This window comes from Gluconacetobacter sp. (assembly GCF_047721585.1).
GTDB lineage: Bacteria > Pseudomonadota > Alphaproteobacteria > Acetobacterales > Acetobacteraceae > Gluconacetobacter > Gluconacetobacter dulcium.
Genome location: NZ_JBDNXE010000009.1, coordinates 18,044 through 41,842 on the forward strand (window position 1 = coordinate 18,044; position 23,799 = coordinate 41,842).

20 protein-coding genes are annotated in these 23,799 nt (G+C 67.7%); 6 read left to right on the top strand and 14 right to left on the bottom strand.

Annotated features, from left to right (window positions below; translation table 11 throughout):
- Positions 1–36 precede the first annotated feature (36 nt).
- Positions 37–798 (top strand): phosphonate metabolism transcriptional regulator PhnF, encoded by a 762-nt coding sequence (phnF, locus tag ABF821_RS03525; protein WP_182973236.1) that lies wholly within the window; start codon positions 37–39, stop codon positions 796–798.
- On the opposite strand, the gene phnN is transcribed toward phnF, so the two are convergent.
- From phnN to phnG, 9 genes are read right to left on the bottom strand one after another with little or no spacing between them, the layout of a single operon-like run.
- Positions 773–1,318, bottom strand: coding sequence for a phosphonate metabolism protein/1,5-bisphosphokinase (PRPP-forming) PhnN (phnN, locus tag ABF821_RS03530; RefSeq protein WP_183008342.1), 546 nt, complete (start codon positions 1,316–1,318; stop codon positions 773–775). The genes phnF and phnN overlap by 26 nt on opposite strands.
- Positions 1,315–1,992, bottom strand: a complete 678-nt coding sequence (locus ABF821_RS03535; protein ID WP_415529044.1) for a DUF1045 domain-containing protein — start codon at positions 1,990–1,992, stop codon at positions 1,315–1,317. Before ABF821_RS03535 ends, phnN begins: the two co-directional genes overlap by 4 nt.
- On the bottom strand, positions 1,982–3,130 hold the full coding sequence (locus ABF821_RS03540; RefSeq protein ID WP_415529045.1) for an alpha-D-ribose 1-methylphosphonate 5-triphosphate diphosphatase: 1,149 nt from the start codon (positions 3,128–3,130) through the stop codon (positions 1,982–1,984). Before ABF821_RS03540 ends, ABF821_RS03535 begins: the two co-directional genes overlap by 11 nt.
- Positions 3,127–3,852, bottom strand: a complete 726-nt coding sequence (gene phnL, locus ABF821_RS03545; RefSeq protein ID WP_415529046.1) for a phosphonate C-P lyase system protein PhnL — start codon at positions 3,850–3,852, stop codon at positions 3,127–3,129. The genes ABF821_RS03540 and phnL overlap by 4 nt, the downstream gene beginning before the upstream one ends.
- Positions 3,849–4,616, bottom strand: coding sequence for a phosphonate C-P lyase system protein PhnK (phnK, locus tag ABF821_RS03550; protein ID WP_182973241.1), 768 nt, complete (start codon positions 4,614–4,616; stop codon positions 3,849–3,851). The genes phnL and phnK overlap by 4 nt, the downstream gene beginning before the upstream one ends.
- Positions 4,613–5,470, bottom strand: a complete 858-nt coding sequence (locus ABF821_RS03555) for an alpha-D-ribose 1-methylphosphonate 5-phosphate C-P-lyase PhnJ (protein ID WP_415529047.1) — start codon at positions 5,468–5,470, stop codon at positions 4,613–4,615. Before ABF821_RS03555 ends, phnK begins: the two co-directional genes overlap by 4 nt.
- Entirely contained in the window at positions 5,457–6,578 is a 1,122-nt protein-coding gene (locus ABF821_RS03560; protein ID WP_182973243.1) for a carbon-phosphorus lyase complex subunit PhnI, read from the bottom strand. Before ABF821_RS03560 ends, ABF821_RS03555 begins: the two co-directional genes overlap by 14 nt.
- Before the next feature lie 2 nt (positions 6,579–6,580).
- Positions 6,581–7,126 carry a phosphonate C-P lyase system protein PhnH gene (gene phnH, locus ABF821_RS03565; RefSeq protein WP_415529048.1) on the bottom strand — a complete coding sequence of 182 codons (546 nt, stop codon included), beginning with the start codon at positions 7,124–7,126 and terminating at the stop codon, positions 6,581–6,583.
- A 35-nt stretch (positions 7,127–7,161) separates the two neighbouring features.
- Positions 7,162–7,617, bottom strand: coding sequence for a phosphonate C-P lyase system protein PhnG (gene phnG, locus ABF821_RS03570; protein WP_183008349.1), 456 nt, complete (start codon positions 7,615–7,617; stop codon positions 7,162–7,164).
- A gap of 343 nt (positions 7,618–7,960) precedes the next feature.
- Between phnG and ABF821_RS03575 the strand changes: the two genes are divergently transcribed.
- The gene (locus tag ABF821_RS03575; RefSeq protein ID WP_415529049.1) at positions 7,961–10,630 is read left to right on the top strand and encodes a TonB-dependent receptor plug domain-containing protein; all 2,670 of its coding nucleotides are present in this window, start codon (positions 7,961–7,963) and stop codon (positions 10,628–10,630) included.
- Positions 10,631–10,714: 84 nt separating this feature from the next.
- Positions 10,715–11,359 (top strand): DapH/DapD/GlmU-related protein, encoded by a 645-nt coding sequence (locus tag ABF821_RS03580; RefSeq protein WP_415529050.1) that lies wholly within the window; start codon positions 10,715–10,717, stop codon positions 11,357–11,359.
- Positions 11,360–11,408: 49 nt separating this feature from the next.
- Here the strand turns inward: ABF821_RS03580 and gabT are convergent, their stop codons facing one another.
- Complete coding sequence (gene gabT, locus ABF821_RS03585) at positions 11,409–12,680, bottom strand: 4-aminobutyrate--2-oxoglutarate transaminase (RefSeq protein ID WP_415529051.1); 1,272 nt, start codon at positions 12,678–12,680, stop codon at positions 11,409–11,411.
- Between the two features lie 360 nt (positions 12,681–13,040).
- On the opposite strand from gabT, the gene ABF821_RS03590 reads away from it, so the two are divergent.
- On the top strand, positions 13,041–14,723 hold the full coding sequence (locus ABF821_RS03590) for a Na+/H+ antiporter (protein WP_183008353.1): 1,683 nt from the start codon (positions 13,041–13,043) through the stop codon (positions 14,721–14,723).
- Positions 14,724–14,955: 232 nt separating this feature from the next.
- On the opposite strand, the gene ABF821_RS03595 is transcribed toward ABF821_RS03590, so the two are convergent.
- The 4 genes from ABF821_RS03595 to ABF821_RS03610 form a co-directional block, all read right to left on the bottom strand.
- Positions 14,956–15,240, bottom strand: a complete 285-nt coding sequence (locus ABF821_RS03595; protein WP_114726080.1) for a hypothetical protein — start codon at positions 15,238–15,240, stop codon at positions 14,956–14,958.
- A 166-nt stretch (positions 15,241–15,406) separates the two neighbouring features.
- A complete protein-coding gene (gene hisC, locus ABF821_RS03600; protein ID WP_415529052.1) occupies positions 15,407–16,477 on the bottom strand; it encodes a histidinol-phosphate transaminase in 1,071 nt (356 codons plus the stop codon).
- A 169-nt stretch (positions 16,478–16,646) separates the two neighbouring features.
- A complete protein-coding gene (locus ABF821_RS03605) occupies positions 16,647–17,186 on the bottom strand; it encodes an ankyrin repeat domain-containing protein (protein ID WP_182973290.1) in 540 nt (179 codons plus the stop codon).
- A 33-nt stretch (positions 17,187–17,219) separates the two neighbouring features.
- The gene (locus tag ABF821_RS03610) at positions 17,220–18,299 is read right to left on the bottom strand and encodes an MBL fold metallo-hydrolase (protein ID WP_415529053.1); all 1,080 of its coding nucleotides are present in this window, start codon (positions 18,297–18,299) and stop codon (positions 17,220–17,222) included.
- Between the two features lie 399 nt (positions 18,300–18,698).
- On the opposite strand from ABF821_RS03610, the gene tkt reads away from it, so the two are divergent.
- Both tkt and ABF821_RS03620 read left to right on the top strand, forming a co-directional pair.
- Positions 18,699–20,807 (top strand): transketolase, encoded by a 2,109-nt coding sequence (gene tkt, locus ABF821_RS03615; RefSeq protein ID WP_415529054.1) that lies wholly within the window; start codon positions 18,699–18,701, stop codon positions 20,805–20,807.
- A gap of 115 nt (positions 20,808–20,922) precedes the next feature.
- Positions 20,923–23,790: a bifunctional transaldolase/phosoglucose isomerase gene (locus ABF821_RS03620; protein ID WP_415529055.1), complete on the top strand. Its 2,868-nt coding sequence runs from the start codon at positions 20,923–20,925 to the stop codon at positions 23,788–23,790.
- Positions 23,791–23,799 lie beyond the last annotated feature (9 nt).

The following is a 23,799-nucleotide window of genomic DNA, read 5'->3' on the forward strand; positions in this document are numbered from 1 at the left end:
GTGTCGTACCGTGCGTCGATCTCGAGGCTTTGGCAGATGACAGAAAAAGTTCCGCGCTGGCGGGAAGTGGCCACTGCGCTGACCGAGGGCATTCGCGGCGGGATCTACGAACCCGGCAAGAAGCTGCCGACCGAGCATGACCTGGCGCGGCATTTTCAGTTGAACCGCCACACCATCCGCCGCGCGCTGGAGGAACTGGCCAATGCCGGGCTGATCCGTACCGAGCAGGGGCGCGGCAGCTTCGTCAGCGACGATCCGGTGGAATACCGGATTCATGCCCGCCCCCGCTTCAGCGAATGGATGCAGGGCGTCAACCGCCACGCGGCCCGTCGCAAGCTCGTCCTGCGGCGCATGCCGGCCGACGAGGTCCCCGACCGCGCGCTCGTGCAGGCGGCCCTCGGCGCGCCGCGCGAGGTCATCCTGCTGGAACGGGTGGGATATGCCGACGAACGGCCGGTCTCCTACTCGCGGCATGTTTTCGACGCGGCGTTGCATGACGGGCTGCTGGCGGCGCTGGAGGCGCAGGATTCGATTACCGGCGCACTCAACGGCCTGGGTATCGAAAGCCTGCGTCAGCGCACGCAGGTCACGGCCCGCTGCCCGGACTCGCACGAGGCGTCGCTGCTGCGCATGGAGCCGACCGATCCGCTGCTGCGCACCGTGGGCTACAACGTCACCCCGGCGGGCCGCCCGATCGAACTGTCGATCGGCCACTACCCGGCCCGGCGCATGCAACTGGTCTTCGAACTGCTCCAGCCCGACATGACGGACATCATGCACGACGCCAGTCCTCGATAAGCGCGACCAGCCGTTCGCCCGCCTCGGCCAGTTCGCCCTCGTTGCGAATGGATATGTCGGGCAGGCAGGTCGCGGGCATCGCCCGTTTCAGCCGCCCGTCGATCGCGGCGGCCGTCTCGCGGCCGCGCGTCGCCAGCCGCGCGCGGCGCAGGTCGGCATCCGCGTCGATGCCGACCACGCAGCAGGGAAAGCGCGCGCGCAGTTCGGCAACGATCCCGCGCGAGACATTGGCGACAAGCTGCCGCCCCTGCGCGATATCCTGCGCCATCGACGCCGGCAGCGCGTAGGCCAGCCCATGCGCGCGCCAGGCGACCAGGAAATGCCCGTCGGCTTCCGCCCGGTCGAAGCGCGCGTCGTCCATCGTATCGGGCGTTTCGGTCGCGTCGGCGGGGCGGGTGATGATGCGGCGGGGAAAGAGCACGTCGTCCCGGCCGTCCAGGCGGGCGCGGGCGTACCCGATCACGGCATCCTTGCCCACGCCGGAGGGGCCGGTGACCAGGACCAGGCGTCCCGTCCTCATGCCCCGCCCTCCAGCGCGCAGCGCGCCAGCAGGGTAAAGGGCGCGCCGGGCCGGGGCTCGTGAAAGACGCACAGCGAGGCGACCATGCGCTCCCGCGCCAGCGCGGGGGTGAACAGCGCCTCCATTTCGCCCCGGATATCCGGCGGTAGCACGCTGTCGGCCAGCGTCATGTGGAAATGCCATTCGTCGAACACATAGGGGTATCCCCACCGATGCAGCAACGCCTTCTGCCGGTCGGTGCAGCGCCAGGCGCGCTCTGCGGTGCGCTGCGGGTCCTCGGGTCGCCGATGGGTATCGAAGACCCGCACGCAATCGTCGCCGAACGCCTGCAAGGCCGGGCAGGGTGCGGCCGGCCGCAGGGCGGTAAAGCCCCCTTCCTCCACGATACGCAGCGCCGGCAGAGCAAAAGGCGAGGACGAGGCGGCAAAGGCCGCCACATCGTCCAGAAAGGCCGTGACGGGGCCGTTCAGCGCCATCGGGGCCTTCAGCGTGGCATGGAAGCCGTAGCGGGTGGCCGACCGGGTCAGCGGGGCACGCCGCGCCAGACCCGGCATCTCGACCGGCAGGCCGGTCGCCGGGTCGCGCCCCAGCCAGGCACACCCCGCGCGCCACAGGGCGTCAGACGGCTCCGGCGCGTAATAGAGGGCGTAGCGGGCGCCGGTGTCAGACGACACGATGCCCTCCCACCCACACGCGGCGAATGACCGGCAGGCCGTCATACAGCCGGACCTGCACCAGGTCGGCCCGCCGCCCGGCCTCGATCCGCCCCCGATCATGCAGGCCGACGATGCGGGCCGGCCCGTCGGTAACCAGCGCGATCGCTTCGGGCACCGGCAGAATCTCCTGCGCCACGCAGGCGAAAGCGGCCTCCAGCATCGCGGACGGGACGTAATCGGACGCCAGCGCCGTCACCAGGCCCGCGCGGATCAGGTCGATGGCATTGACGTTCCCGGAGTGCGACCCTCCGCGCACGATATTCGGCGCCCCGGCGATCACATCCATGCCCAGGGCATGGGCACCCCGCGCGGCGGCCAGCGAAACGGGAAATTCGGCAATCGTGATCCCGTCTTCGTGGTTGCGCGCAACCTCTTCCTCCAGCCGGTCGTCATGCGAGGCCAGGGTGATGCCGTGGGCGCGGCAGTATTCGATGACATAGGCGCGGTTGGCTTCCAGATGATGCGCGCGTTCGGCCGCGACGCGGGCCTGCATGGCGTCTATTTCGGCCTCGGTCATGCCCTCCTTGGCCCGGCCGGCCCGCCAGCGCGCGATATCGGCGTACTGGCCGACGCCGGGCGAATGGTCCATCAGGCTGGCCAGCCGCAGCAGAGAGGTCATGCGCGGATCGTGCAACGCCATCTCGAACAGCGGCTGCATGTCGGGCGCGATCAGTTCGCAGCGGAAATGCAGCAGATGGTCGGCGCGCAAGGCTCCCGCTTCCGACAACTCGACCAGATCGCGGATTCCGTCCTCGTAGGTCTGGATGCGGTCGCGGCCGTTGATGTCGCCCAGGCTGAGCGAGTCGAACACGGTCGTCACCCCGGCCACGGCGCATTGCGCGTCATGGGCCAGAAAGGCCGAGCGGGAGGGCCAGCGCGCATTGACGCGCGGCAGGACCTGGCGTTCCAGATTGTCGGTATGCAGGTCGATGATGCCGGGGATGATGTAATCGCCCGCGCAGTCGATGACGGTCGCATCCGTGCTGGCGGCCGGGACGAAGGCGCCCGGCGCGGACAGGCCGTCGGTGCTGAAATGCAGTTCGGTTTCGACGACCGAGCAGGGCAGGACGATCCGGGCGTTGGTCAGCAGGGTCATGGCTGGCTTTCTTCGATGGTCGCGCCGCGTTCCAGCAGCACGGTACGGTCGGCGATGCGCTCGCGCAGCGCATGGTCATGGACGATGGCGACGATCGCCGAGCCCCGCGCGCAGGCTTCGGCGATCAGGGTGCAGACGCAGTCGCGGCTGACGGGGTCGAGCGAGGCGGTCGGTTCGTCCAGCAGCAGCGTCGGCCAGTCGCAGATAAAGCTGCGGGCCAGGTTCACGCGCTGCTGCTCGCCGCCGGAAAAGGTAACGGGCGGCAACGCATGCAGGGCGGAGGGAATGCGCAGCCGCTCCAGCATCGCCGCCGCGTGGCGCCGGGCCTTTTCCAGGTTCATGCCGCGCGCCACGGCCGACCCGGCGACGACATCCAGCGCGCTCAGGCGCGGAATGGCCCGCAGGAATTGCGAGACATACCCCAGCGAGCGCTGGCGCACGTCCAGGATCTCGCCCGGCGACGCGGTGGCGATATCGACCATCGCGCCGTCATGACGAATGCGGACGGCGCCGGAATCGACGCGGTAATTGCCGTAGAGCGCGCGCATCAGGCTCGATTTGCCCGCTCCGGACGGGCCGACCAGCGCGACGCACTCGCCGGGCCGGACCCGCAGGCTGGCCCCGCGCAGGACATCGAGCGCGAGCCCGCCTTGCAGATGCAGGACGAAACGCTTGTGCAGGCCGGATGCGTCGATGGCCCAGCCATTCTGGTGGGAGGTCATGAGGGCAGCACCGATGAGACGAGAAGTTGCGTGTAGGGGTGATGCGGGTCGTCCAGCACCTGGTCCGTCAGGCCCTGTTCGACGATCGCACCGCCCTGCATGACCACCGTGCGGTCGGCCAGCAGGCGCGCCACGCCCAGATCGTGCGTCACGATGATGGCGGCGACATGCAGCCGATGGACCAGCGTGCGGATCAGGTCGAGAATGCGCGCCTGCACCGAAACGTCCAGCCCGGTGGTCGGCTCGTCCATGAAGATCAGTTCGGGATTCGTGACCAGCGTGGCGGCGATCTGCAATCTTTGCAGCATCCCGCCCGAGAAATGCATCGGCAGGTCGTCGATCCGTTCGCGCCCGATCTCCACTTCATCCAGCCAGCGGGCGGCGGTCTCGCGGATCTCGCCATAATCGCGGGCGCCGTTCATCATCAGCCGCTCGCCGATATTGCCGCCCGCCGTCACATCCAGCCGCAGGGCGGCGCGGGCATTCTGGTGGATATAGCCCCAGCGCGTGCGTTGCAGCCGGCGCAGGCGCATCTCGTCCATCGCGGCGATATCGTGCGGCCCCTCCGCGTCGCGGTAGAGAACATGGCCGGAATCGGCGGGCGACAGGCCGGCCAGCGTGGCGAGCAGGGTGGATTTGCCCGACCCGCTCTCGCCGACGATCGCCAGGATCTCGCGCCGGTTGACGGTCAGCGAGACATTGTCGAGCGCATCGACATTGCTGAACCGCTTGTTCAGGAAACGGGCTTCCAGAAGAAGGCTCATTGTCCGCCCTCCTCGGCCCGGCGTTCGGCCTCTTCGATCCGGCTGGCGCAGTAATCGGTATCCGAGCACAGGAAGCGGCGCGTGCCGTGATCGTCGATGATGATCTCGTCCAGATAGCTCGACGTGCTGCCGCAGAAGGCGCAGGTGCCGTCCGCCCGGCCGGGATGGAACGGATGGTCGGTGAAATCGAGCGAGCGCACCGGCGTGTAGGGCGGCACGGCATACAGGCGCCGCTCGCGCCCCGCGCCGAAAAGCTGGAGGGCGGGCATGGCGTCCATCTTGGGATTGTCGAAGGCGGGAATGGGGCTGGGCGACATCAGGACCCGGCCATTGACCATCACCGGATGGTCGTAGGCGCTGGAGACACGGCCGAAGCGGGTGATGTCCTCGTACAGCTTCACATACATCATGCCGTAATCGTTCAGCGCATGGGCGCGCCGCGCGACCGGGCGTTCCGGGATCAGCTTCCACAGCGGCTCGGGCTGCGGAACCTGATAGACGATCACCTGGTTTTCCGTCAGCGCCTGCTCGGGAATGCGGTGGCGCGTCTGGATGATCGTGGCCTCCGCCGTGCGGGTGGTGGTCTCCACCCCGGTCATGCGGCGGAAGAACGAGGCGATGGCGACCGCGTTGGTCGTGTCGTCCGCGCCCTGGTCGATCACCTTCAGCCGGTCGTCCTGCCCGATGATCGCGGCGGTCACCTGAATGCCGCCGGTGCCCCAGCCATAGGGCAGCGGCATTTCGCGGCTGGCGAAGGGCACCTGCCAGCCGGGGATCGCCACGGCCTTCAGCAGCGCCCGGCGGATGCCGCGTTTGGTCTGTTCGTCGAGATAGGCGAAATTATACGCGATCATCGCCATCCTCCTTCTTGCGGTCCGTCCCGTCTTCGGCACGCTGTTCGTCGGCCTGGCGGCGAATGGCGCGGATAATTTCCAGCTCACTCTGGAAATCGACGTAATGCGGCAGCTTGAGATGCTCCACGAAGCCAGTCGCCTGGATATTGTCGCAATGCGACAGCACGAATTCCGGGTCCTGCGCCGGGCTGCCGGTCGCCTCGCCCAGTTCGTCGGCGCGCAGGGCGCGTTCCACCAGCGCCATCGACATGGCGCGCCGGTCGGCATGGCCCACGCTCAGCCCATACCCGCGCGTGAATTGCGGCGGCACGGTCTTGGACCCGGTGAACTGGTTCACCATCTGGCATTCGGTCACGACGATGTCGCCGATCTCGATGGCGAAGCCCAGTTCGGGCGGCACGACCGAAACCGCGACCTCGCCCATGCGCAACTCGCCCACGAACGGGTGCGTGTTGCCGTAGCCGCGCTGGGTCGAATAGGCCAGCGAGAGCAGAAACCCCTCGTCGCCCCGCGCCAGGGCCTGGAGCCGGATCGGCCGGGAGGCCGGAAAATCCAGCGGCATCGTGGTCAGGTCGGCCGGCGGGGCGTCGTGCCCGGCGGCGGGAATGGCCTCCAGCAGCGTCTCGCCCCCCAGAATGCCCATCGCGCCGGGCAGCGGGGCAACGGGCTCGGCCGCCACCGGGGCGGGCGCGGATTCGGACTCGGGCGCCGTCTCCCCGGTATCGAACAGCCGGTGCGAATAATCGGCGGTCGGACCCAGCCGCTGCCCGCCGAGCACATCCTTGAAGATCGCCGACACCCGGCGCTGGACGCGCATCGCCGTGGTATCGATCGGCCGGGCATCGACCAGGCGCGGCTGGGTGGCCCGGTACGACCGCAGCAGGAAGGCGGCTTCAACCAGGTCGCCCTCGGCCTGCAACAGCGCCCGCGCGGCGAGGTCGGGGTCATAGAGCGCGCCTTCGGCCATCACGCGGTCGATGGCCCGGCCGAAGCTGGTGGTCGCCTGACGCAGCGTGCAGCCTTCGCCGTCGCCCCGCCGCCGGTCGGCGCGCCAGGCATGGGCGGCGGCGATCGCGTCTTCGCCGCCCTTGGTCGCGACAAATGCCATGGTCAGGCCTCCGTGATGCAGGTGCTGCGCGGCAGGCCGACGATCTCGGCGCCGCACAGAAGAAACACATCGACCCCGCGCGGAAACAGCGCACCCTGCTGCTGCCATTCCGCCACGAACGCGGCATCCAGGGTGGGGGCGATGGTCTGGGTATGGGCAATGCCCGGCCCCGACAGCGTCAGCGGCGCGCCGTCGGTCATGGATGCGATGTCGAGCAGCAGGGTGGCGCTTGCCTCCGGCGCATCGAACGTGCCCTGGCGCAGCGACGCCAGCACGGGCCGGGCGGAACCATGGGCCGGTCCGGCCAGCACGAACGCCGCCGCCTCGGCCGGGGCCGCGGGCGCGCCGGTATGGAATGTCAGCCACGCCGCCGTATCGCGGTCGGCCTCGGGCAGCGCGACCGGCGTGGTGGCGTCCACCAGCGTCAGCAGCGTGATGGCGGCGGCCGGGGAAAGGCTGCCCGGCGCCTGCGCCAACCGTGGCAGGCCGTAACGTCGGCCGGGATGGGCAACGGCGTCGAGAATGGCGCGGAACGTGGCCTGGGCCATGTGCGAATCCGCAAGGCCCGGAAGAAGAACAGACATCAGCGCCCCGTTGCCATGGTAAAGAAGCGGACTTCCGTGCCGGCGGCGCGGGCCTCGATCGCCGCGCGCCGCTGCGCCTCGATCGCGGCCAGCGGATCGACGACCGAGGCCATCAGCACCGCATGGCGGGTGTCGGACTGAAGCGCCGCATCCAGCCGGGCGATGGCGACGGCGCGGGCTTCGTCGCGGCCCAGCACATAGGCGTGGCCGGTATGGCCCTCGTCATCGACGATGCTGGCGCGGGTCAGCGTCGCCTCGATCAGGTTGAAACCCTCGCCCTCCGCGCCGACGCGCCCCCGCACCATCGTCAGCCCGATTTCGGGCTGACGGAGATGGACGAACGACGGCAGCGGGTCGGTTTGCGAAAGATGCCGGTGCAGAAGCCCGGCGTCGGCACGGGCGAGAATGCCGAGCCAGGACTGGCGCGCGGAATGCGCGGATGAATCAGCGGTCATCGTGACCTCACGAAAAGCAGGTGCATGCCAGATGGCACGCAAAAAAACGGATCGGGTGCGAGGCCAATAAAACAGAACAAATGCCGGATTAAATAATTAAACTTATGTGAAAGAAGAGAGATTAGACAACATGCTCTTGTTGTCCGCAATAGACAACAAGGGAGATTTATATAGTAATAAATCCATATTAACAAAATCTTCATGCACAACTTCATGCGCCCACGTATTTTCCGGTCGGTCCAAATCGAAATCCTTTCATTTATTACGTTATATATGGAGAGTTCTGATGCGCAGGGCCGTGTTTATGTTGGTCGCGACGTCTGCTTGTACACCTCTGCCATTGATGATCGGGGCGGCACGCGCGGCCACGCCCGCAACGGCATCACCCGCCCTGTCCGCGCCGTCGCCGGGCAAGGCGGCGGCGAAGGCGCGCGGCCGGCACCACGCTACCCGCCCGGTGGCGGCATCGGCATCGGCGGCGGCGCCCCGTCCGGTCGCATCCGGCCATGCCGCCGCACCGGCGGCGCGCCGCGCGGTTGCCAACGCGGCCGACCGCTATGTCGCCCCGCCCCCGGCCAGGGACGAGCAGGTGATCGTCACCGGCACGCGTGCCTCCAACGTACGGGCACGCGAGAGCATCAGCCCGGTGGTGGTCCTGTCGGGAAAAACCCTGACGCAGTCAGGGTTCCTCAACCTGTCCGACGCGCTGACGCGCACCTACCCGTCGATCGAGGTCACGCCGCGCGGGCATAATACCAACGCCCTGACCTCGTTCGTCGAAATGCGCGGCCTCGGCCCCAACGAGGTCCTGGTGCTGGTCGATGGCAAGCGCCGCCACGGCACGGCCAACATCGTGCAGAAGGCGGGTCCGGAATTCGCCGCCTCCTCGGTCGATCTGAACATGATCCCCGCGAACATGATCGACCATATCGAGGTCCTGGAAGACGGCGCGGCGGCGATGTACGGGTCGGACGCCATCGCCGGCGTCGTCAACATCATCACCAAGAAGCAGGATCACGGGCTGACGCTGAGCAGCCAGACGGGCGCCAATGCCTATAGCGGCGATGGCTGGCAGTATCAGTTCGCCGCCGATGGCGGGTTGAAGCTGGGCCATGACGGCTTCATCCATCTCAGTGGCCAGATGTACCATACCGACCATATGGTGGCCTATTCGCCCGATCACGGCATGCTGGGTTACTGGCCGGCCGGCGCCGATACCTCCGGCTACTATGCCGGCGTGGTGCCGGGCGCGAAGGCGAATACCGGCAAGGTCAACAACTACTCCAACACGCCCGAGGAAACGCGCGAGAATCTCGGCATTGATTTCGAAAAGCCGCTGACGGACAACATCTCCCTCTACGGCCAGATCGTCTATGCCCACCGCCATGCCGAGATCCTGGAAGGCTACGAATACCCCGATCTCGACTGGGCGCCCGGCGCCGTGGCCATGTATCCCAACGGCGTGGAGCCGATCACCCAGATCGACGAGAACGACTATTCCGCCACCATGGGCCTCAAGGGCGGCCATCTCTTCGGCTTCGACTGGGACCTGTCCTCGACCTGGGGGGCGGATTCCGATCGGATTTCGGAAAAAAGCTCGGTCAATCTGGGCATGTTCGCGTCGAACTGCAACGCGACCGACACGGCGTCTCCCCGCTATTCGGCCAATGGCTGCGGCTATTCGCCCAAGACATTCTGGGATTACACCGAAAAAAGCGCCGAGTGGACCAACAATCTCGATTTCCGCCGCCAGTTCATGGTCGGGCATTCCTTCCCTATCGGGCTCTCCTTCGGCGCCGAACAGCGGTATGACGAATATCAACTCGTGTCCGGCAACCCCGATTCCTACCAGACAGGCGGTGCGGAAGGGCATGCCGGCATCCCGCCGCAGAGTGCGGGAAAATGGTCGCGTGATGTCTGGGCCGGGTATGTCGACGTCAACCTGCATCCGATGAAGCGCCTGCAGATCGACCTGGCCGGACGCTACGAATATTATACCGACACCCAGGATACCGAGACCGGAAAGATCTCGGCCCGCTATGATTTTTCCCGGCGCATCGCCATCCGTGGCACGATCAGCAACGGCTTCCGCGCACCCACCTTGCAGGAAGAACATTTCAGCCGCATGAATGTCTATACCGACAGCGTGCGCGGCCTGCTGCCGGTCAATTCCGCCGCCGCGAAGATCCTCGGCGCGTCGCCGCTCAAGCCCGAGCGTTCGACCAGCATCAGCGCCGGCATCGTCACCGAACCGGTCGACGGTTTCCATGTCGAGGCCGATGTCTATCAGATCAACCTGCGCGACCGCTTCGTGCAGGGCGGAACGGTGTCCGGCGTCACCGCGCTGGAAGCGATCGAGAATTTCGGTTTCGCCATCCCGGCCGCCGCCACCAAGGTGTCGGATTTCAACGCCTATTACCTGTCCAACGGTGCGAGCACCCGTACGCAGGGCCTGGACATCAAGGCCGATTACACATTCAGGTTCCACGAATACGGCGATCTGAACCTGAGCATGGCGCTGAACCTGAACCGCACCCGCCTGCACCATAACGGCCTGTCGTCCCTGGGCAAGCCGCTGTTGAACGACCAGGCGATCGGCTATCTGACGACCGCCTACCCGCGCAGCAAGATCATCCTCGATGCCCGCTGGAATGTCGGCCGGTGGGATATCAATCTGCGGCAGACCCGCTACGGCCAGACCACCGACATGCTGGAATATCAGGACTGGACACCGGCTTCGGCGACCTGCGCGGGCGGCGGCGCCCTGCGCTATTCCAGCACCTGCTTCGCGCCGTTCAACAACACGCCGCGCTGGCTGACCGACCTGCAGGTCGGTTACCAGATCAACCAGCACCTGCATGTGGCCATCGGCGCCAACAACATCTTCAACATCCGGCCGCGAAAGGTCCCGCAGGAACTCAAGGTCGCCGAAGGCAGCCAGTACGATCAGGATTCGGTCCAGGTTCCGATCACCGGCGGATATTATTTCGGGCGGCTGGACGCCCGTTTCTAAAATCCGGCAGGCCGTCCGGCAGGCATCCACCCGCGCGGTGGCTGTCGCCGGCGGACTGGCGAAACAGGGAGGAGAGAAGAAAGCATGACACAGGATTCCACGGTGCGGCCCAAGATCGCGGAAACAATCGTCCATCCCACGGTCCGGCTCAGGCAGGCGGTCATCGGCCAGTATTGCGAGATCCTGGAAGGCGCGTTTCTCGAATATTGCACAATCGGCGATTTCTCCTATCTGGGCGAGCGCAGCACGGTCGCGGATGCCGAAATCGGAAAATTCTGCGCCATCGCGGCGGATGTGCGCATCGGTGCGCCCAACCATCCGATCGGCCGCCCGTCGATGCATCGCTTCACCTATTGCCCGGAATATTACTGGCCCGAGGCCGAACGCGACCAGGAATTTTTCCGCCAGCGTCGCGAAAGCCGCGTGCATGTCGGCAACGATGTCTGGATCGGCCATGGCGTGGTGGTGCTGCCGGGCGTCACGATCGGCGACGGCGCGGTGCTGGCGGCCGGCGCCGTCGTCACCCGCGACGTTCCATCCTACACGATCGTCGGCGGCGTGCCGGCCCGCCCGATCCGCGAGCGTTTCAGCCGCGACATCGCGGCGAGGCTGGAGCGGATCGCCTGGTGGAACTGGCCGGCCGCCGTGATCATGGACCGCCTGGACAGCTTCCAGTCGGAAGACATGGAGGCTTTCTGCGCCCGGTGGGACGACGCAGCCGGAGCGTGAGCCCGCTTGTCCGTCCCGTAGTCGGCCTTCGGAAAAGACGGCAGCGGCTTCAGCCCGCCAGCGCCTGTTCGATAATCGCCAGCCCCTCGTCGATTATGCTGTCCGGCGCGGTCAGGGGTACGAGAATGCGCACGGTCTCGCCCAGCACGCCGCAGGACAGCAGGATCAGCCCCCGTTCGGCGGCGCGGGCGCAGATGGTGCCGGCGCCACCTTTGCACGGTGTCCTGCCGTCGGCTTCCAGAATATCGAAGCCGACCATCGCGCCGGGGCCGCGCGGCGCGCTGAACGGCACCAGCCCCGGCTTGCCGCGCAGCGCGTCCAGCCGGTCGCGGATGCGGTCGCCGATCACGTTGGCGCGCTCCACCAGCCCTTCCTCGGCGATCACGTCCAGCACCGCCAGCCCGGCGGCGCAGGCCAGCGGCGCGCCGGCATAGGTGCCGCCCAGCCCGCCGGGGCCAACGGCGTCCATCAGGTCCGCGCGGCCGATCACGCCGGAGAGCGGCAGGCCGCCGCCCAGCGACTTGGCCACGCACACCAGATCGGGTGCCACGCCGGAAAGCTCGATGCCGAACAGCCTGCCGGTGCGGGCGAAACCGGTCTGCACCTCGTCGGCGATCAGCTTGATCCCGTGCGTGTCGCAGATGGCGCGCAGGGCGTGCAGCAATTCGGTAGGGGCGGGGCGGAAGCCGCCTTCGCCCTGCACGGGCTCGATGATGATGGCGGCGACCTGCGCGGGGTCGATATCCGCCGCGAACAGCAGGGTCAGCGCGCGCAGGCTCTCGGCAACCGAAACGTCACCGGCCGGGAAGGGCAGGTGATAGACGCCGCCGGGCATGGTGCCGAACGGCGCCTTGTAGGGCTGCACCTTGCCCGTCAGGGCCGAGGCCAGCAGCGTGCGGCCGTGGAAGCCGCCGGTAAAGGCAATCACGCCGTTGCGGCCGGTGGCGGCGCGGGCGATCTTCACCGCGTTCTCGGTGGCTTCGGCACCGGTCGTGAACAGGATGGTCTTGGCCGGGCCGGGGAAGGGCGCCAGCGCATTCAACCGTTCGGCCAGCGCGATATAGGATTCGTAGGGCGCGACCTGGAACGCGGTATGGGTGAACAGGTCGAGCTGCCGCCGCACCGCCGCCATCACCTTCGGGTGACGATGGCCCACATTCAGCACCGCGATGCCGCCGGCGAAATCGATATGGCGCCGGCCCTCGACATCCCACAATTCGGCATTGTCCGCGCGGGCGGCGTGGATGGTGGTGGCCGAGCCGACGCCGCGCGGCACCGCCGCCTCGCGCCGCGCCTGAAGGGCGGAATTGGTGGATGACATGGTCGCCTGTCCTCGTTGTCTGAAAGGCTTGGGTCTGAAAGGCTCGGGTCTGAAGGCTCGGGTCTGAAGGCTCGGGTCTGAAGGCTCGGGTCTGAAGGCTCGGGTCTGAAGGGCTCGGGTCCGGAGGGCCTGGTCGCAGGCGAAGGGGGGCTGCCGACGCCGTACCGTGGGCGCTTGTATCGCCCGTTCCACCGGCGCGGGAGACGCCTTGTCGGTCATCGGTGGTGCCTTTCTGTCACCATCCTGTCATGGCGGTTCAGGTGGCCAGCCTTTGGGGGCCTGTGTATGGTGCGCCCTCTTCGGACCGGGGGTGGTGCCTGCCTCGCGCGCCGAAAGGGGGGAACGAGTCCAAGACCGCCCATGCATGACGTTATCCTCAGCCTGATCCTGCTGTTCGTCGCGGCTTTCAGCAGTCTTGCCGTCCGCCTGTTGCCGGTGGCGATCCCCTTGCCGTTATTGCAGATCGCCCTGGGTGTTCTGGGGTCGATCGCCGGGCTGCATGTCACGCTGGACCCGGACATGTTCATGCTGCTGTTCATCCCGCCCCTGCTGTTCCGCGACGCGTTTCATATGCCGATGCGCGAATTCGGCCAGTTGCGCGGCATCATCTTCGCCCTGGCGGGGCCGATGGTGCTGGCGACGACCATCCTGTGCGGGTACGCGATTCACTTCATGTTGCCCCCCATGCCGCTGCCGGTCTGTTTTGCGCTGGCCGCGGTGCTGTCGCCGACCGACGCGGTGGCGGTGGGCGGCATGCTGGGCACGTCGGTGCCGCGCACCATCGTTCACATGCTCGAAGGCGAATCCCTGCTGAACGACGCCTCGGGCCTCGTCTGCTTCCGCTTCGCCGCCGTCGCCGCCATGACCGGTGCTTTCTCTCTGCGCGGCGCGCTGACCACCTTCAGCCTGCTGTCGCTGGGCGGCATCGCGATCGGCATCGCGGTCTGCCTGGCGGCGGCGCGGTTGGACAAGATCCTGCTCGCCCGCGGCTATGACGACCCGCCGACCCAGATCACCTTCATGCTGCTGCTGCCCTTCGCCGCCTACATGTCGGCCGAGGCGGTGGGCTGCTCGGGCATCCTGGCGGCCGTGGCCGGCGGCATGACCATCAAGCTGACGGGCGTGTTGCAGGAAACCCAGATCACCACCCGCCTCCAGGCCCGCACGATGTGGGACATGGTCGGGTTCATCTTCAATTCCGTCATCTTCCTGCTGCTGGGCCTGCAACTGCCGGCGCTGGCCACCAACGGCATGGCGCTGGTGCGCGCGGCCGACCGCTCGCCATGGATGCTGCTGCTGCTGATCGTCGCCATCCATGTGGCGATGTGCATCCTGCGCGTGGCCGGGCTGGCGCTGATCCTGGGTATCGCGGCGTGGCGGTCGCGGCACGATCACGGCGTGTTCCGCTGGCCCGGCTGGCGCGGCCTGCTGGTCGCCTCCGTCGCGGGGGTGCGCGGCGCCGTCACGCTGGCGGCGGTGCTGTCGCTGCCCCAGGCGGCCGAGGGCGTGGCGGGCTTTCCGGCGCGCGACGTGCTGGTCACCGTATCGGTGGGGGTCATCCTGGTCTCGCTGCTCACGGCCAGCTTCTCGCTGCCATGGCTGACGAAGGGCCTGATGGACGGCACGGTCGATCCCCAGGCGCGCGAGGTCAGTTGGGCGCGGCTGGTGCTGGTGCGCACCATGCTGCGCGCCATGCGCGACGAGCAGCAGAGCCTGGCCACACGCGGCAAGGGCCGCGACGAAACCGCCGAGATGCGGATCGAGATCATCGCCCGGCTGATGCAGGAATATGAAAACCGGCTGAACCAGCTCCGCCGCAACAGCGATGGCGAGGCCAGCGCGGCGCAGATCACCTCGATCCGCCGCATGCGCCTGGAACTGGCCCTGCGGCTGAACAACCTGCGCACCTCGCGGATCGAACTGCGCAACCTGCGCGACGCGCAATACATCAACGACGAGACCGAAGCCGCCCTGATGCAGGAGATGGATTACGAGGAGCAGGTGCTCAGGAACCGGGCCAGAAGCCTCCCCCGCGTCACCTAAAAGGGCGCCCGTCACCGCGCGCTGGCGGTGGTCCGACGCGCGTTTCCTGCGCTTCGCTGCTCACGGCCCATAAGGCCGCTCCGCTGCGATGCTCGGAAACACACGCCGGGCGCGGCCCTGGCGGGCCGCTCCCACTCGCCAGCCCACGGTGCCGGGCACCCTTTTCCCATTCTCTGGGAGGGAGGTTCTCTGGGAGGGAGGCCGGCAAGCGTGCCGGCCCCGTTATTTTAACTCAGATCGAACGCGGGCGGCGGGGCGGGCCGCCGGCTGTGCGGGGGCCGCGGCCTTCGGGGCGCGGGTTGCGCGGGCCGGTGCCGGATTCTTTCAATACCGGGGCGGCGGCCAGTTCGGCTTCAAGCTGGCGGATGCGCTTCTGCACGCTCTCGCGCAGCGTGGGGGCGGTGTGCGACTTCATGGTCGCGAGCGTCTCGCGCAGGTCGCGCAACTGCTTCTGCTTTTCCGCGTGCGTGCGGCGGATCGGCTGGTTGTCGGACATCTGGCCGTGAAATGCGCGCATGATGGTGGTGTCCATGTCAAAAATGAAAAAAGGGCCGGGCAGGGCCGGACAGAGGTGAAGAAACGCGCGAGACGCACGAACGGCTACAAGCGGGTACAACAAGTCCCTGGCCGCACGGCGCCCCCACCGGGGGCCATGTGGCCCATATCCGGTGACGGATCGGCGGTCAGTCCGCGTTTCGGTTCAGGATGGCTTTCAACGCATCGGCCAGGCTCCGACAATCCTCGTCGGTGCCCACCGTAATGCGCAGCCATTCCGCGATCCGGGGCGTCCTGAAGTGGCGCACGATGATCGACCGCTCGCGCAGGGCGGCGGCCAGAGCGGCGGCGTCACGATCAGGGTGGCGGGCGAACACGAAATTCGCCTGCGAGGGCAGAACCTCGAACCCCAGCCTGTTCAGGCTGGAGACCAGCCCGCTTCGCGTATCTATGATCTTTCCCGTGGTTCGCGCAAGCCATTCCCGATCGGCGATCGCCGCTTCCGCGCCCGCCTGGGCCAGACGGTCCAGCGGATAGGAATTGAAGCTGTCCTTCACGCGGTTCAGCGCCTCGATCAGGTCCGGCTGGCCGATCGCATAGCCCACGCGCAGCCCCGCCAGCCCGTGCGATTTGGACAGGGTGCGCACCACCAGCAGGTTCGGGTACTGGTGCACCAGCCCGATCGCGGTATCGGCACCGAAATCGACATACGCCTCGTCGATCACCACCACCCGCTCGGGGTGCGCGCGCAGCAGGGTTGCAATCTCGTGCAGCCCCAGCGCAATGCCCGTCGGCGCGTTGGGGTTCGGCAGCACGATGCCGCCGCAGGGCCGGCGATAGGCGTCCACATCCACGCGCATCGCCTCGTCCAGCGGCACCGGCTCGTGCGCGATGCCGTACAGGCCGCAATAGACGGGGTAGAAGCTGTAGGTGATGTCGGGCGTCAGCAGCGGCGCGTCGTGTTGCAGCAGGGCCTGGAACGTATGGGCCAGCACCTCGTCCGAGCCGTTGCCGATGAAGACCTGCTCCATCTCCACCTCATGCGCCTGGGCGATGGCCGCGCGCAGCCGGTCCGACCCCGGATCGGGGTACAGGCGCAGCGTATCGTCGGCGGCGGCGCGAATCGCGGCCAGCGCGGCGGGCGAGGGGCCGTAGGGGGATTCGTTGGTATTGAGCTTGATCAGGTTCGCCAGCTTCGGCTGCTCGCCGGGGACGTAGGGCGTCAGGCTGTGGACGATCGGGCTCCAGAAACGGCTCATGACGGGTTCCGCTGACGCAAGATAAGGAATGGCCCGGCAAGACGCCGGGCATGTTCGTTCTAATCCAACCCGCGCCGGACGGAAACGCCCGTCCGGGAGCGGCCCTGGTGGCCGAGCGCACCGCAGCACAGGACGCGCGCGGCGGATCACCGCCGGCGCGCATATGCGCTCAGGCGGCCGGCATCAGGGCGGTGATGTCGGCCAGGCCCAACTGCGCGGCCAGCAGGCGCGCGCTGTTGCCCTCGCCGTCGCGCAGGTCGGGGTCCGCCCCGCTTTCCAGCAGGAAGGCGGCCATGGCGCCCCGGTTGAACATCACGGCGAAGATCAGCGGCGTGCGCCCCGCATGGTTCGGCGCGTCCAGCGCCGCCCCTGCCGCGATCAGTTGCCGCGCCACCGCCAGGTCGCCCTTGAAGGCCACGCCGGCCAGGGCGGTCGCCCCCTTGTCGTCGCGCAGGTCCACGCTGGCGCCGCCGGCCAGCAGGGCGGCCACGGTGTCGGCATGGCTGTTATAGGCCGCCAGGATCAGCGCCGAATGCCCGCGCTCGTTGCGCGTGTCGGGGTCCATCCCGGCGGCCAGGAAGCTGGCCACCAGGTCGGTCTGGCCATCGCGCGCGGCATCCAGGAACAGGCGGCTGATCTGCTCGGGGGTGAAGGACGCGGCGTCTTCATCCACCGGGTGGGTCGGGGTATCGGGATCGGTGCTGGTCATCGCGGCCTCGCTGTCGGTCATCTGGATGCGGTTCTAGCCGCTGGCGTCCTGCCGCGCGAGGTCCTGCCGCGCAGGGCCGCGCCGCTCCGGCCGCCGGGGGGTCATGACACGGCACTCGCCATGGCCCAGCCCCACGAAACGCTCCGCCGCCACTCCGGCGGCGGTGCGGGCGGCGGCCAGCCGGCGCAGCGGCTCGTCATAGGGCTCGTCGGTCAGGCGGAAGGTACCGTAATGCATCCCGACCGCCAGCCCCGCATCCAGGTCGATCATGGCCGCAACCGCTTCCTCCGGGGTCACATGCACCGGCTCCATCAGAAAGCGCGGGTCATAGGCCCCCACCGGCAGCAGCGCGATATCCGGCGCCCCCAGCCGCGCGCCGATCTGCGCCCAGTGGCGCCCATGCCCGCTGTCCCCGGCAAAGAAGACCGAGGGCGAAGGCCCGTCGCCGGCCGGGCGGATATCGAATCCGCACCACAGCGCGCGGTTGGCATCGAAGGGCGTGCGGGCCGACCCATGCCGCGCCGGGGTGGCGGTCACGCGCATCCCGCCCACATCATGGTGCTGCCACCAGTCGCATTCCACGATCGCCCGCGCGCCCGCCTTGCGGATATGCCGCGCATTGCCCGGCGCGGTAATGAACAGGGGCGCATCCCGCCGACCCAGCGCGGCCAGGCTGGGCAGGTCCAGATGGTCGTAATGGCAGTGCGAGACCAGCACCACATCCACCCTGGGCAGGGCATCGAGGCTGCGCCCCGGCGGCAGCACCCGGCGCGGCCCGGCCCAGCTCACCGGCGAGCAGCGGTCGGAGAAGACCGGATCGGTCAGCACCGTCAGCGCCGTGCCGTCGGCACGCGGCAGGCGCAGCAGGAAGGTGCTGTGCCCGATGAAGGTGACATGGGCGGTGCCGGGGGCGGGCAGGGCCTGCGGGTCGCCCGCCGGTGTCGGCACGGGCGGGGTCGGCCATGTCGGCAGCCGCCGCCGGCGCCACTGCCAGCGCAGGATCTCCCCCACCCCCACGCGCCGGCGCTGAGGGGACGCGGGCAGGATCGAGGACGGGTTGAAGAATCGGCGCCCGTCGCAATGATCCGACACCGGAAGGGAGGATGGCGGCATGGGCGGGGTCTCCTTGTGCTTTCTTCTTATGGCGCGTCCGGCCCCGCATGGAAAAGGCGCGTTTCGGAAAACCGGTCGAGGATTCGTGAATATCTGGGACTGGAAACCTGCGGCAACGAGGCGCTCTAATGGCGACGGCCGCCCCGGTGCGGCGTGGCGACTTGCCGAGGGCGGGGGACCGTGAGAAGGTCGCTCCCGGTTCTTCATCCGGCCCGACCATCAGGACCATAACCGGATGACAAAAATATGAAGAACAGGATCCCAGTGGGCGGGCCTTCCTCCGCCCACGCGTGATGAATCTTGCCCGTTGCCATGCGCGCTGTCGCATGGGCGGTTGTCGGGCGCCAGGCCCGGTCAGATGAGCGAGACGCGATCACCTCATACGGAGAAGATGGTTTAATGCGTTCTATGATCACCCAACCCGTCCGGGCGTTCGAAGGTGGGGCGGCTGGGCCGTCCGCCGAGGACCTGCTGTGCATCGACACCATTCGCACCCTGTCGATGGACGCCGTCCAGAAGGCCAATTCCGGGCATCCGGGCACGCCGATGGCGATGGCCGCGCCCGCGTTCGCGCTGTGGCAGAACGTGTTGCGCTACGACCCTGCCGACCCGCTCTGGCCGAATCGCGACCGTTTCGTGCTGTCGATCGGCCATGCGTCGATGCTCATCTACTCGCTCATCTATCTGGCCGGCGTCCGCGACGTAAAGAACGGCAAGGTGCTGGACGCCCCGGCGCTGACGCTGGAAGACCTCAAGCAGTTCCGCCAGCTCGATTCCCGCACCCCCGGCCATCCGGAATACCACCACACGGCAGGCGTCGAGACCACGACCGGCCCGCTGGGCCAGGGCTGCGGCAATTCGGTCGGCATGGCGATCGCCGAGAAATGGCTGGCCGCCCGCTTCAACAAGCCGGGCTTCGACCTGTTTGACTATCACACCTACACCTTCTGCGGTGACGGCGACATGATGGAAGGCGTGGCCAGCGAGGCCGCCTCCACCGCCGGCCACCTCAAGCTGGGCAACCTGACCTGGATCTACGACAGCAACCGGATCTCGATCGAAGGCTCGACCGACATCGCCTTCACCGAGAATGTCGGCAAGCGTTTCGAGGCTTATGGCTGGCATGTGCTGGAGGTCCGCGACGCCAACGACCAGAAGGCGTTCCTGGCGGCCCTGGCCGACGCGAAGGCCGAGACCACTCGCCCGACCCTGATCATCGTCCATTCCGTCATCGGCTTCGGCGCCCCCAAGAAGGCCGGCACCGCCGCCGCCCATGGCGAGCCCCTGGGCGACGCGGAAATCCTGGGCGCCAAGAAGGCGTACGGCTGGACCAACGACACGCCCTTCTTCGTCCCGGACGGCGTGCAGGACATCTTCAGCAAGGGCCTGGGTGCGCGTGGCGCCGAAGCCAGCGCGCAATGGAAGGCGCTGTACGCCGCCTACGCCAAGGAATATCCCGACCTGGCGAAGGAGGTGGACGACATCCTGACCGGCCGCCTGCCCGCCGGCTGGGACAAGGATATCCCGACCTACGACGCCAACCCCAAGGGCGTGGCCTCGCGCGCAAGCTCGGGCGAGGTGCTCAACGCCATCGCGCCCAACCTGCCGTGGCTGATCGGCGGCTCGGCCGACCTGTCGCCCTCCACCAAGACCAACCTGACCTTCCAGGGCGCGGGCGCGTTCCAGCCGCCGGAATGGAACGGCACCTATGGCGGGCGCAACCTGCATTTCGGCGTGCGCGAACACGCCATGGGCTCGATCTGCAACGGCATCTCGCTGTCGGGCATCCGCGCCTACTGCTCGGGCTTCCTGATCTTCTCGGATTACATGAAGCCGCCGATCCGCCTCTCGGCGCTGATGCACCAGCCGGTGGTCTATATCTTCACCCATGATTCGATCGGCGTGGGCGAAGACGGCCCGACCCACCAGCCGATCGAGCAGCTCGTGCAGCTCCGCGCGACGCCGGGCGTCACCACCATCCGCCCCGCCGACGCCAACGAGGTCGCCGAGGCGTGGCGCACGCTGATCCCGATGATCGACCGCCCGTCGGTGCTGATCCTCAGCCGCCAGAACCTGCCGACGCTCGACCGCACCGTCTACGCCCCGGCCTCCGGCTTGGCCAAGGGCGCCTACGTGCTGGCCGACAGCGACGGCACGCCCGATGTCATCCTGATGGCGACCGGCAGCGAAGTCGGCCTGGTGGTTTCGGCCTACGAGACGCTGAAGGCCGAGGGCGTGAAGGCCCGCGTGGTCTCCATGCCGTCATGGGACCTGTTCGAGGCCCAGCCGCAGGACTACCGCGACAGCGTGCTGCCGCCGTCCGTCACCGCCCGCGTGGCGGTCGAAATGGCCTCGCCCATCGGCTGGGACCGTTATGTCGGCCTCCAGGGCGCGATCATCGCGATGCACGGCTTCGGCGCCTCCGCCCCGGCCGGCGCGTTGCTGAAGAAGTTCGGCTTCACGGTCGACGCCGTGCTGGCTCAGGCCCGCGCGCTGCTGGCCAAATGATCACCCGTGGCCGCCCCGGCAACGGAGCGGCCCCGGACCGGATTGATCGGAAAGAGACGGGGAAAGCCGGCCACAGACCGGCCTTCCCCGCCATGAAATCTGAAGGAGCAACACCATGAACGTCGTACACAAGGCGGGTGTGCAGGGCAGCGCCAATCCGCTCAAGGCGCTCGAATCATTCGGCCAGTCCCCCTGGCTGGACTTCATCCAGCGGTCGTACACCGAAAACGGCAGCCTCAAGAAACTGGTGGACGAGGACGGCCTGAAGGGCGTCACCTCCAACCCCGCCATCTTCCAGAAGGCGATGGGCCAGGGCACGGATTACGACCCGCAATACAAGGACATCCTGTCCCACCACATCGTCGATGCCGGCACGCTCTACGAGACCATGGCCATCGACGACATCAAGGCGGCGGCGAAGGTCCTGCATCCGGTCTACGAGGCGACCAAGGGCCTGGACGGCTATGTCAGCCTCGAAGTCTCGCCCTACCTGGCCCGCGACACCCACGGCACCGTCGACGAGGCGCGTCGCCTGTGGAAGGCGGTCGATGCCCGCAACCTGATGATCAAGATCCCCGGCACCGACGAGGGCGCGCCCGCCGTGCGCACCGTCATCGCCGACGGGCTGAACATCAACGTCACGCTGCTCTTCTCGCTCGACGCCTACAAGGCGGTGCTGGAAGCCTATATCGCGGGGCTGGAAGATCGCCACGCCAAGGGGCTGCCGGTTTCGGGCATCGCCAGCGTCGCGTCCTTCTTCGTCAGCCGCATCGACGGCAAGATCGACAAGAAGATCGACCAGCGCATCGCCGCCGGCGACAAGGACGCCGAGGCTCTGAAGGCCCTGCGCGGCAAGGTCGCCATCGCCAACGCCAAGATGGCCTATGTCCATTGGCAGGAGGTCACGAAGTCCGAGCGTTGGCAGAAGCTGGCGGCACTGGGCGCGCAGACGCAGCGCCTGCTGTGGGCCAGCACCGGCACCAAGGACAAGGCGTACAGCGACGTGCTGTATGTCGAGGAACTGATCGGCCCCGAGACGGTCAACACCATCCCGCCCGCGACGTTCGACGCCTTCCGCGACCATGGCAAGGTCCGCGCCTCGCTGACCGAGGATGTCGAGGGCGCGCGCCACGTCATGGCCGAAGCCGAGCGTCTGGGCCTGGACCTGGCCGGCGTCACCGTCACCCTGGTCGATGAAGGCGTCGCCTCGTTCGCCGATGCGTTCGACGACCTGCTGGGCTCGGTCGCGCGCAAGCAGAACGCGCTGCTGGGCGCGCATCTGACGGAAACGAAGCTGGACCTCCCCGCCGAGATCGACGCGGCGGTGCAGGCCAGCCTCGAAGACTGGCGCAAGGACGGCACCGTCCGCCGCCTCTGGGCGCGCGACGCCACGGTGTGGACCGGCAAGGACGAGGCCAAATGGCTGAAATGGCTCGGCATCGTCGATGACCGCCTGGCCGACCTCGCCGCGCTGGACGCCTTCCAGGCCGAGGTGAAGGCAAAGGGCTTCAAGGACATCCTGCTGCTGGGCATGGGCGGATCGAGCCTCGGGCCGGAAGTGCTGGCCGAGACCTTCGGCAAGCATGAGGGCTTCCCGCACCTCTACGTGCTGGACAGCACCGACCCGCAGCAGATCCGCGCGTTCGAAAATAAGATCGATCTCGCGAAGACCCTGTTCATCGTTTCGTCCAAGTCGGGCGGCACGCTGGAGCCCAACATCCTCAAGGCGTATTTCTTCGAGGCCGCGAAGAAAGTCCTGGGCGACAAGGTCGGCAGCCATTTCGTGGCGGTGACCGACCCCGGCTCGCACATGGAAGATGTCGCGAAGAAGGACGGCTTCTGGAAGGTCTTCTACGGCGAGAAGGAAATCGGCGGCCGCTATTCGGTGCTGTCCAATTTCGGCATCGTCCCGGCCGCTGCCGCCGGCGTGGCGCTGAAGCCCTTCCTCGACAGCGCGCTCTACGGCGCCCGTGCCTCCGCCGCCTCGGTCCCGCCCGCGCTCAATCCGGGCGTGCAGTTGGGCACCGTGCTGGGCGTGGCCGCCACGCAGTTCGGCCGCGACAAGGTGACGATCGTCGCCTCGCCCGGCATCCACGACCTGGGCGCGTGGCTGGAACAGCTCATCGCGGAATCGACCGGCAAGATCGGCAAGGGCCTCGTCCCCATCGATCAGGAAACGCTGGGCGCCCCGGCGCTGTATGGCAAGGATCGCGTCTTCGCCTATCTGCGTCTGGCCTCGAAGCCCGACGCCGCGCAGGACGAGGCGATCAAGGCCCTGATCGCGGCCGGCGAACCGGTGGTCACGATCACGCTGCACCATCCGCGCCAGATCGCGCAGGAATTCTTCCATTGGGAATTCGCCACCGCCGTCGCCGGCTCGATCCTCGGCATCGACCCGTTCGACCAGCCGGATGTCGAAGCGTCCAAGATCGAAACCAAGAAGCTGACGACCGCCTATAACGAGACGGGCAAGCTGCCGCCGGAAACCCCGTTCGCGACCGACGGCGCCTTCGCCTTCTTCGCCGACGCCACCAACGCGGCGGCGCTCAAGGGCACGTCCACGGCCGAGATCCTCAAGGCCCATTTCGGCCGTGTGGGCGCGGGCGATTATGTCGGCCTGCTGGCCTATGTGCAGCGCGACGCCGCGACGATCGAATGGATTCAGGCCACCCGCCTGACCATCCGCGACGCGCTGAAGGTGGCCACGGCGGCCGAATTCGGGCCGCGCTTCCTGCATTCCACCGGGCAGGCTTACAAGGGCGGGCCGAACAGCGGCGTGTTCCTGCAAATCACGGCCGACGACGTGGCCGACCTGCCGGTACCGGGCGAGAAATACACGTTCGGCATCGTCAAGGCCGCACAGGCGCGCGGCGATTTCGACGTGCTGGCCGAACGCGGCCGGCGCGCGCTGCGGGTGCATCTCTCGGGCGATCTGGCCTCGGGCCTGCGCGCCCTGGGCCAGGCGATCGCCGCCGCCCTCTGATCTGAACGG

Coding starts and splice junctions, on each gene's coding strand:
- ABF821_RS03555 (WP_415529047.1), bottom strand. CDS start 5,470: ATGATCGCGTATAATTTCGCCTATCTCGACGAACAGACCAAACGCGGC.
- ABF821_RS03620 (WP_415529055.1), top strand. CDS start 20,923: ATGAACGTCGTACACAAGGCGGGTGTGCAGGGCAGCGCCAATCCGCTC.
- ABF821_RS03580 (WP_415529050.1), top strand. CDS start 10,715: ATGACACAGGATTCCACGGTGCGGCCCAAGATCGCGGAAACAATCGTC.
- phnG (WP_183008349.1), bottom strand. CDS start 7,617: ATGACCGCTGATTCATCCGCGCATTCCGCGCGCCAGTCCTGGCTCGGC.
- gabT (WP_415529051.1), bottom strand. CDS start 12,680: ATGTCATCCACCAATTCCGCCCTTCAGGCGCGGCGCGAGGCGGCGGTG.
- ABF821_RS03595 (WP_114726080.1), bottom strand. CDS start 15,240: ATGCGCGCATTTCACGGCCAGATGTCCGACAACCAGCCGATCCGCCGC.
- ABF821_RS03540 (WP_415529045.1), bottom strand. CDS start 3,130: ATGACCCTGCTGACCAACGCCCGGATCGTCCTGCCCTGCTCGGTCGTC.
- phnH (WP_415529048.1), bottom strand. CDS start 7,126: ATGGCCCAGGCCACGTTCCGCGCCATTCTCGACGCCGTTGCCCATCCC.
- phnL (WP_415529046.1), bottom strand. CDS start 3,852: ATGACCTCCCACCAGAATGGCTGGGCCATCGACGCATCCGGCCTGCAC.
- ABF821_RS03590 (WP_183008353.1), top strand. CDS start 13,041: ATGCATGACGTTATCCTCAGCCTGATCCTGCTGTTCGTCGCGGCTTTC.
- hisC (WP_415529052.1), bottom strand. CDS start 16,477: ATGAGCCGTTTCTGGAGCCCGATCGTCCACAGCCTGACGCCCTACGTC.
- ABF821_RS03560 (WP_182973243.1), bottom strand. CDS start 6,578: ATGGCATTTGTCGCGACCAAGGGCGGCGAAGACGCGATCGCCGCCGCC.
- ABF821_RS03610 (WP_415529053.1), bottom strand. CDS start 18,299: ATGCCGCCATCCTCCCTTCCGGTGTCGGATCATTGCGACGGGCGCCGA.
- phnN (WP_183008342.1), bottom strand. CDS start 1,318: ATGAGGACGGGACGCCTGGTCCTGGTCACCGGCCCCTCCGGCGTGGGC.
- tkt (WP_415529054.1), top strand. CDS start 18,699: ATGCGTTCTATGATCACCCAACCCGTCCGGGCGTTCGAAGGTGGGGCG.
- ABF821_RS03575 (WP_415529049.1), top strand. CDS start 7,961: ATGATCGGGGCGGCACGCGCGGCCACGCCCGCAACGGCATCACCCGCC.
- ABF821_RS03605 (WP_182973290.1), bottom strand. CDS start 17,186: ATGACCAGCACCGATCCCGATACCCCGACCCACCCGGTGGATGAAGAC.
- phnK (WP_182973241.1), bottom strand. CDS start 4,616: ATGAGCCTTCTTCTGGAAGCCCGTTTCCTGAACAAGCGGTTCAGCAAT.
- phnF (WP_182973236.1), top strand. CDS start 37: ATGACAGAAAAAGTTCCGCGCTGGCGGGAAGTGGCCACTGCGCTGACC.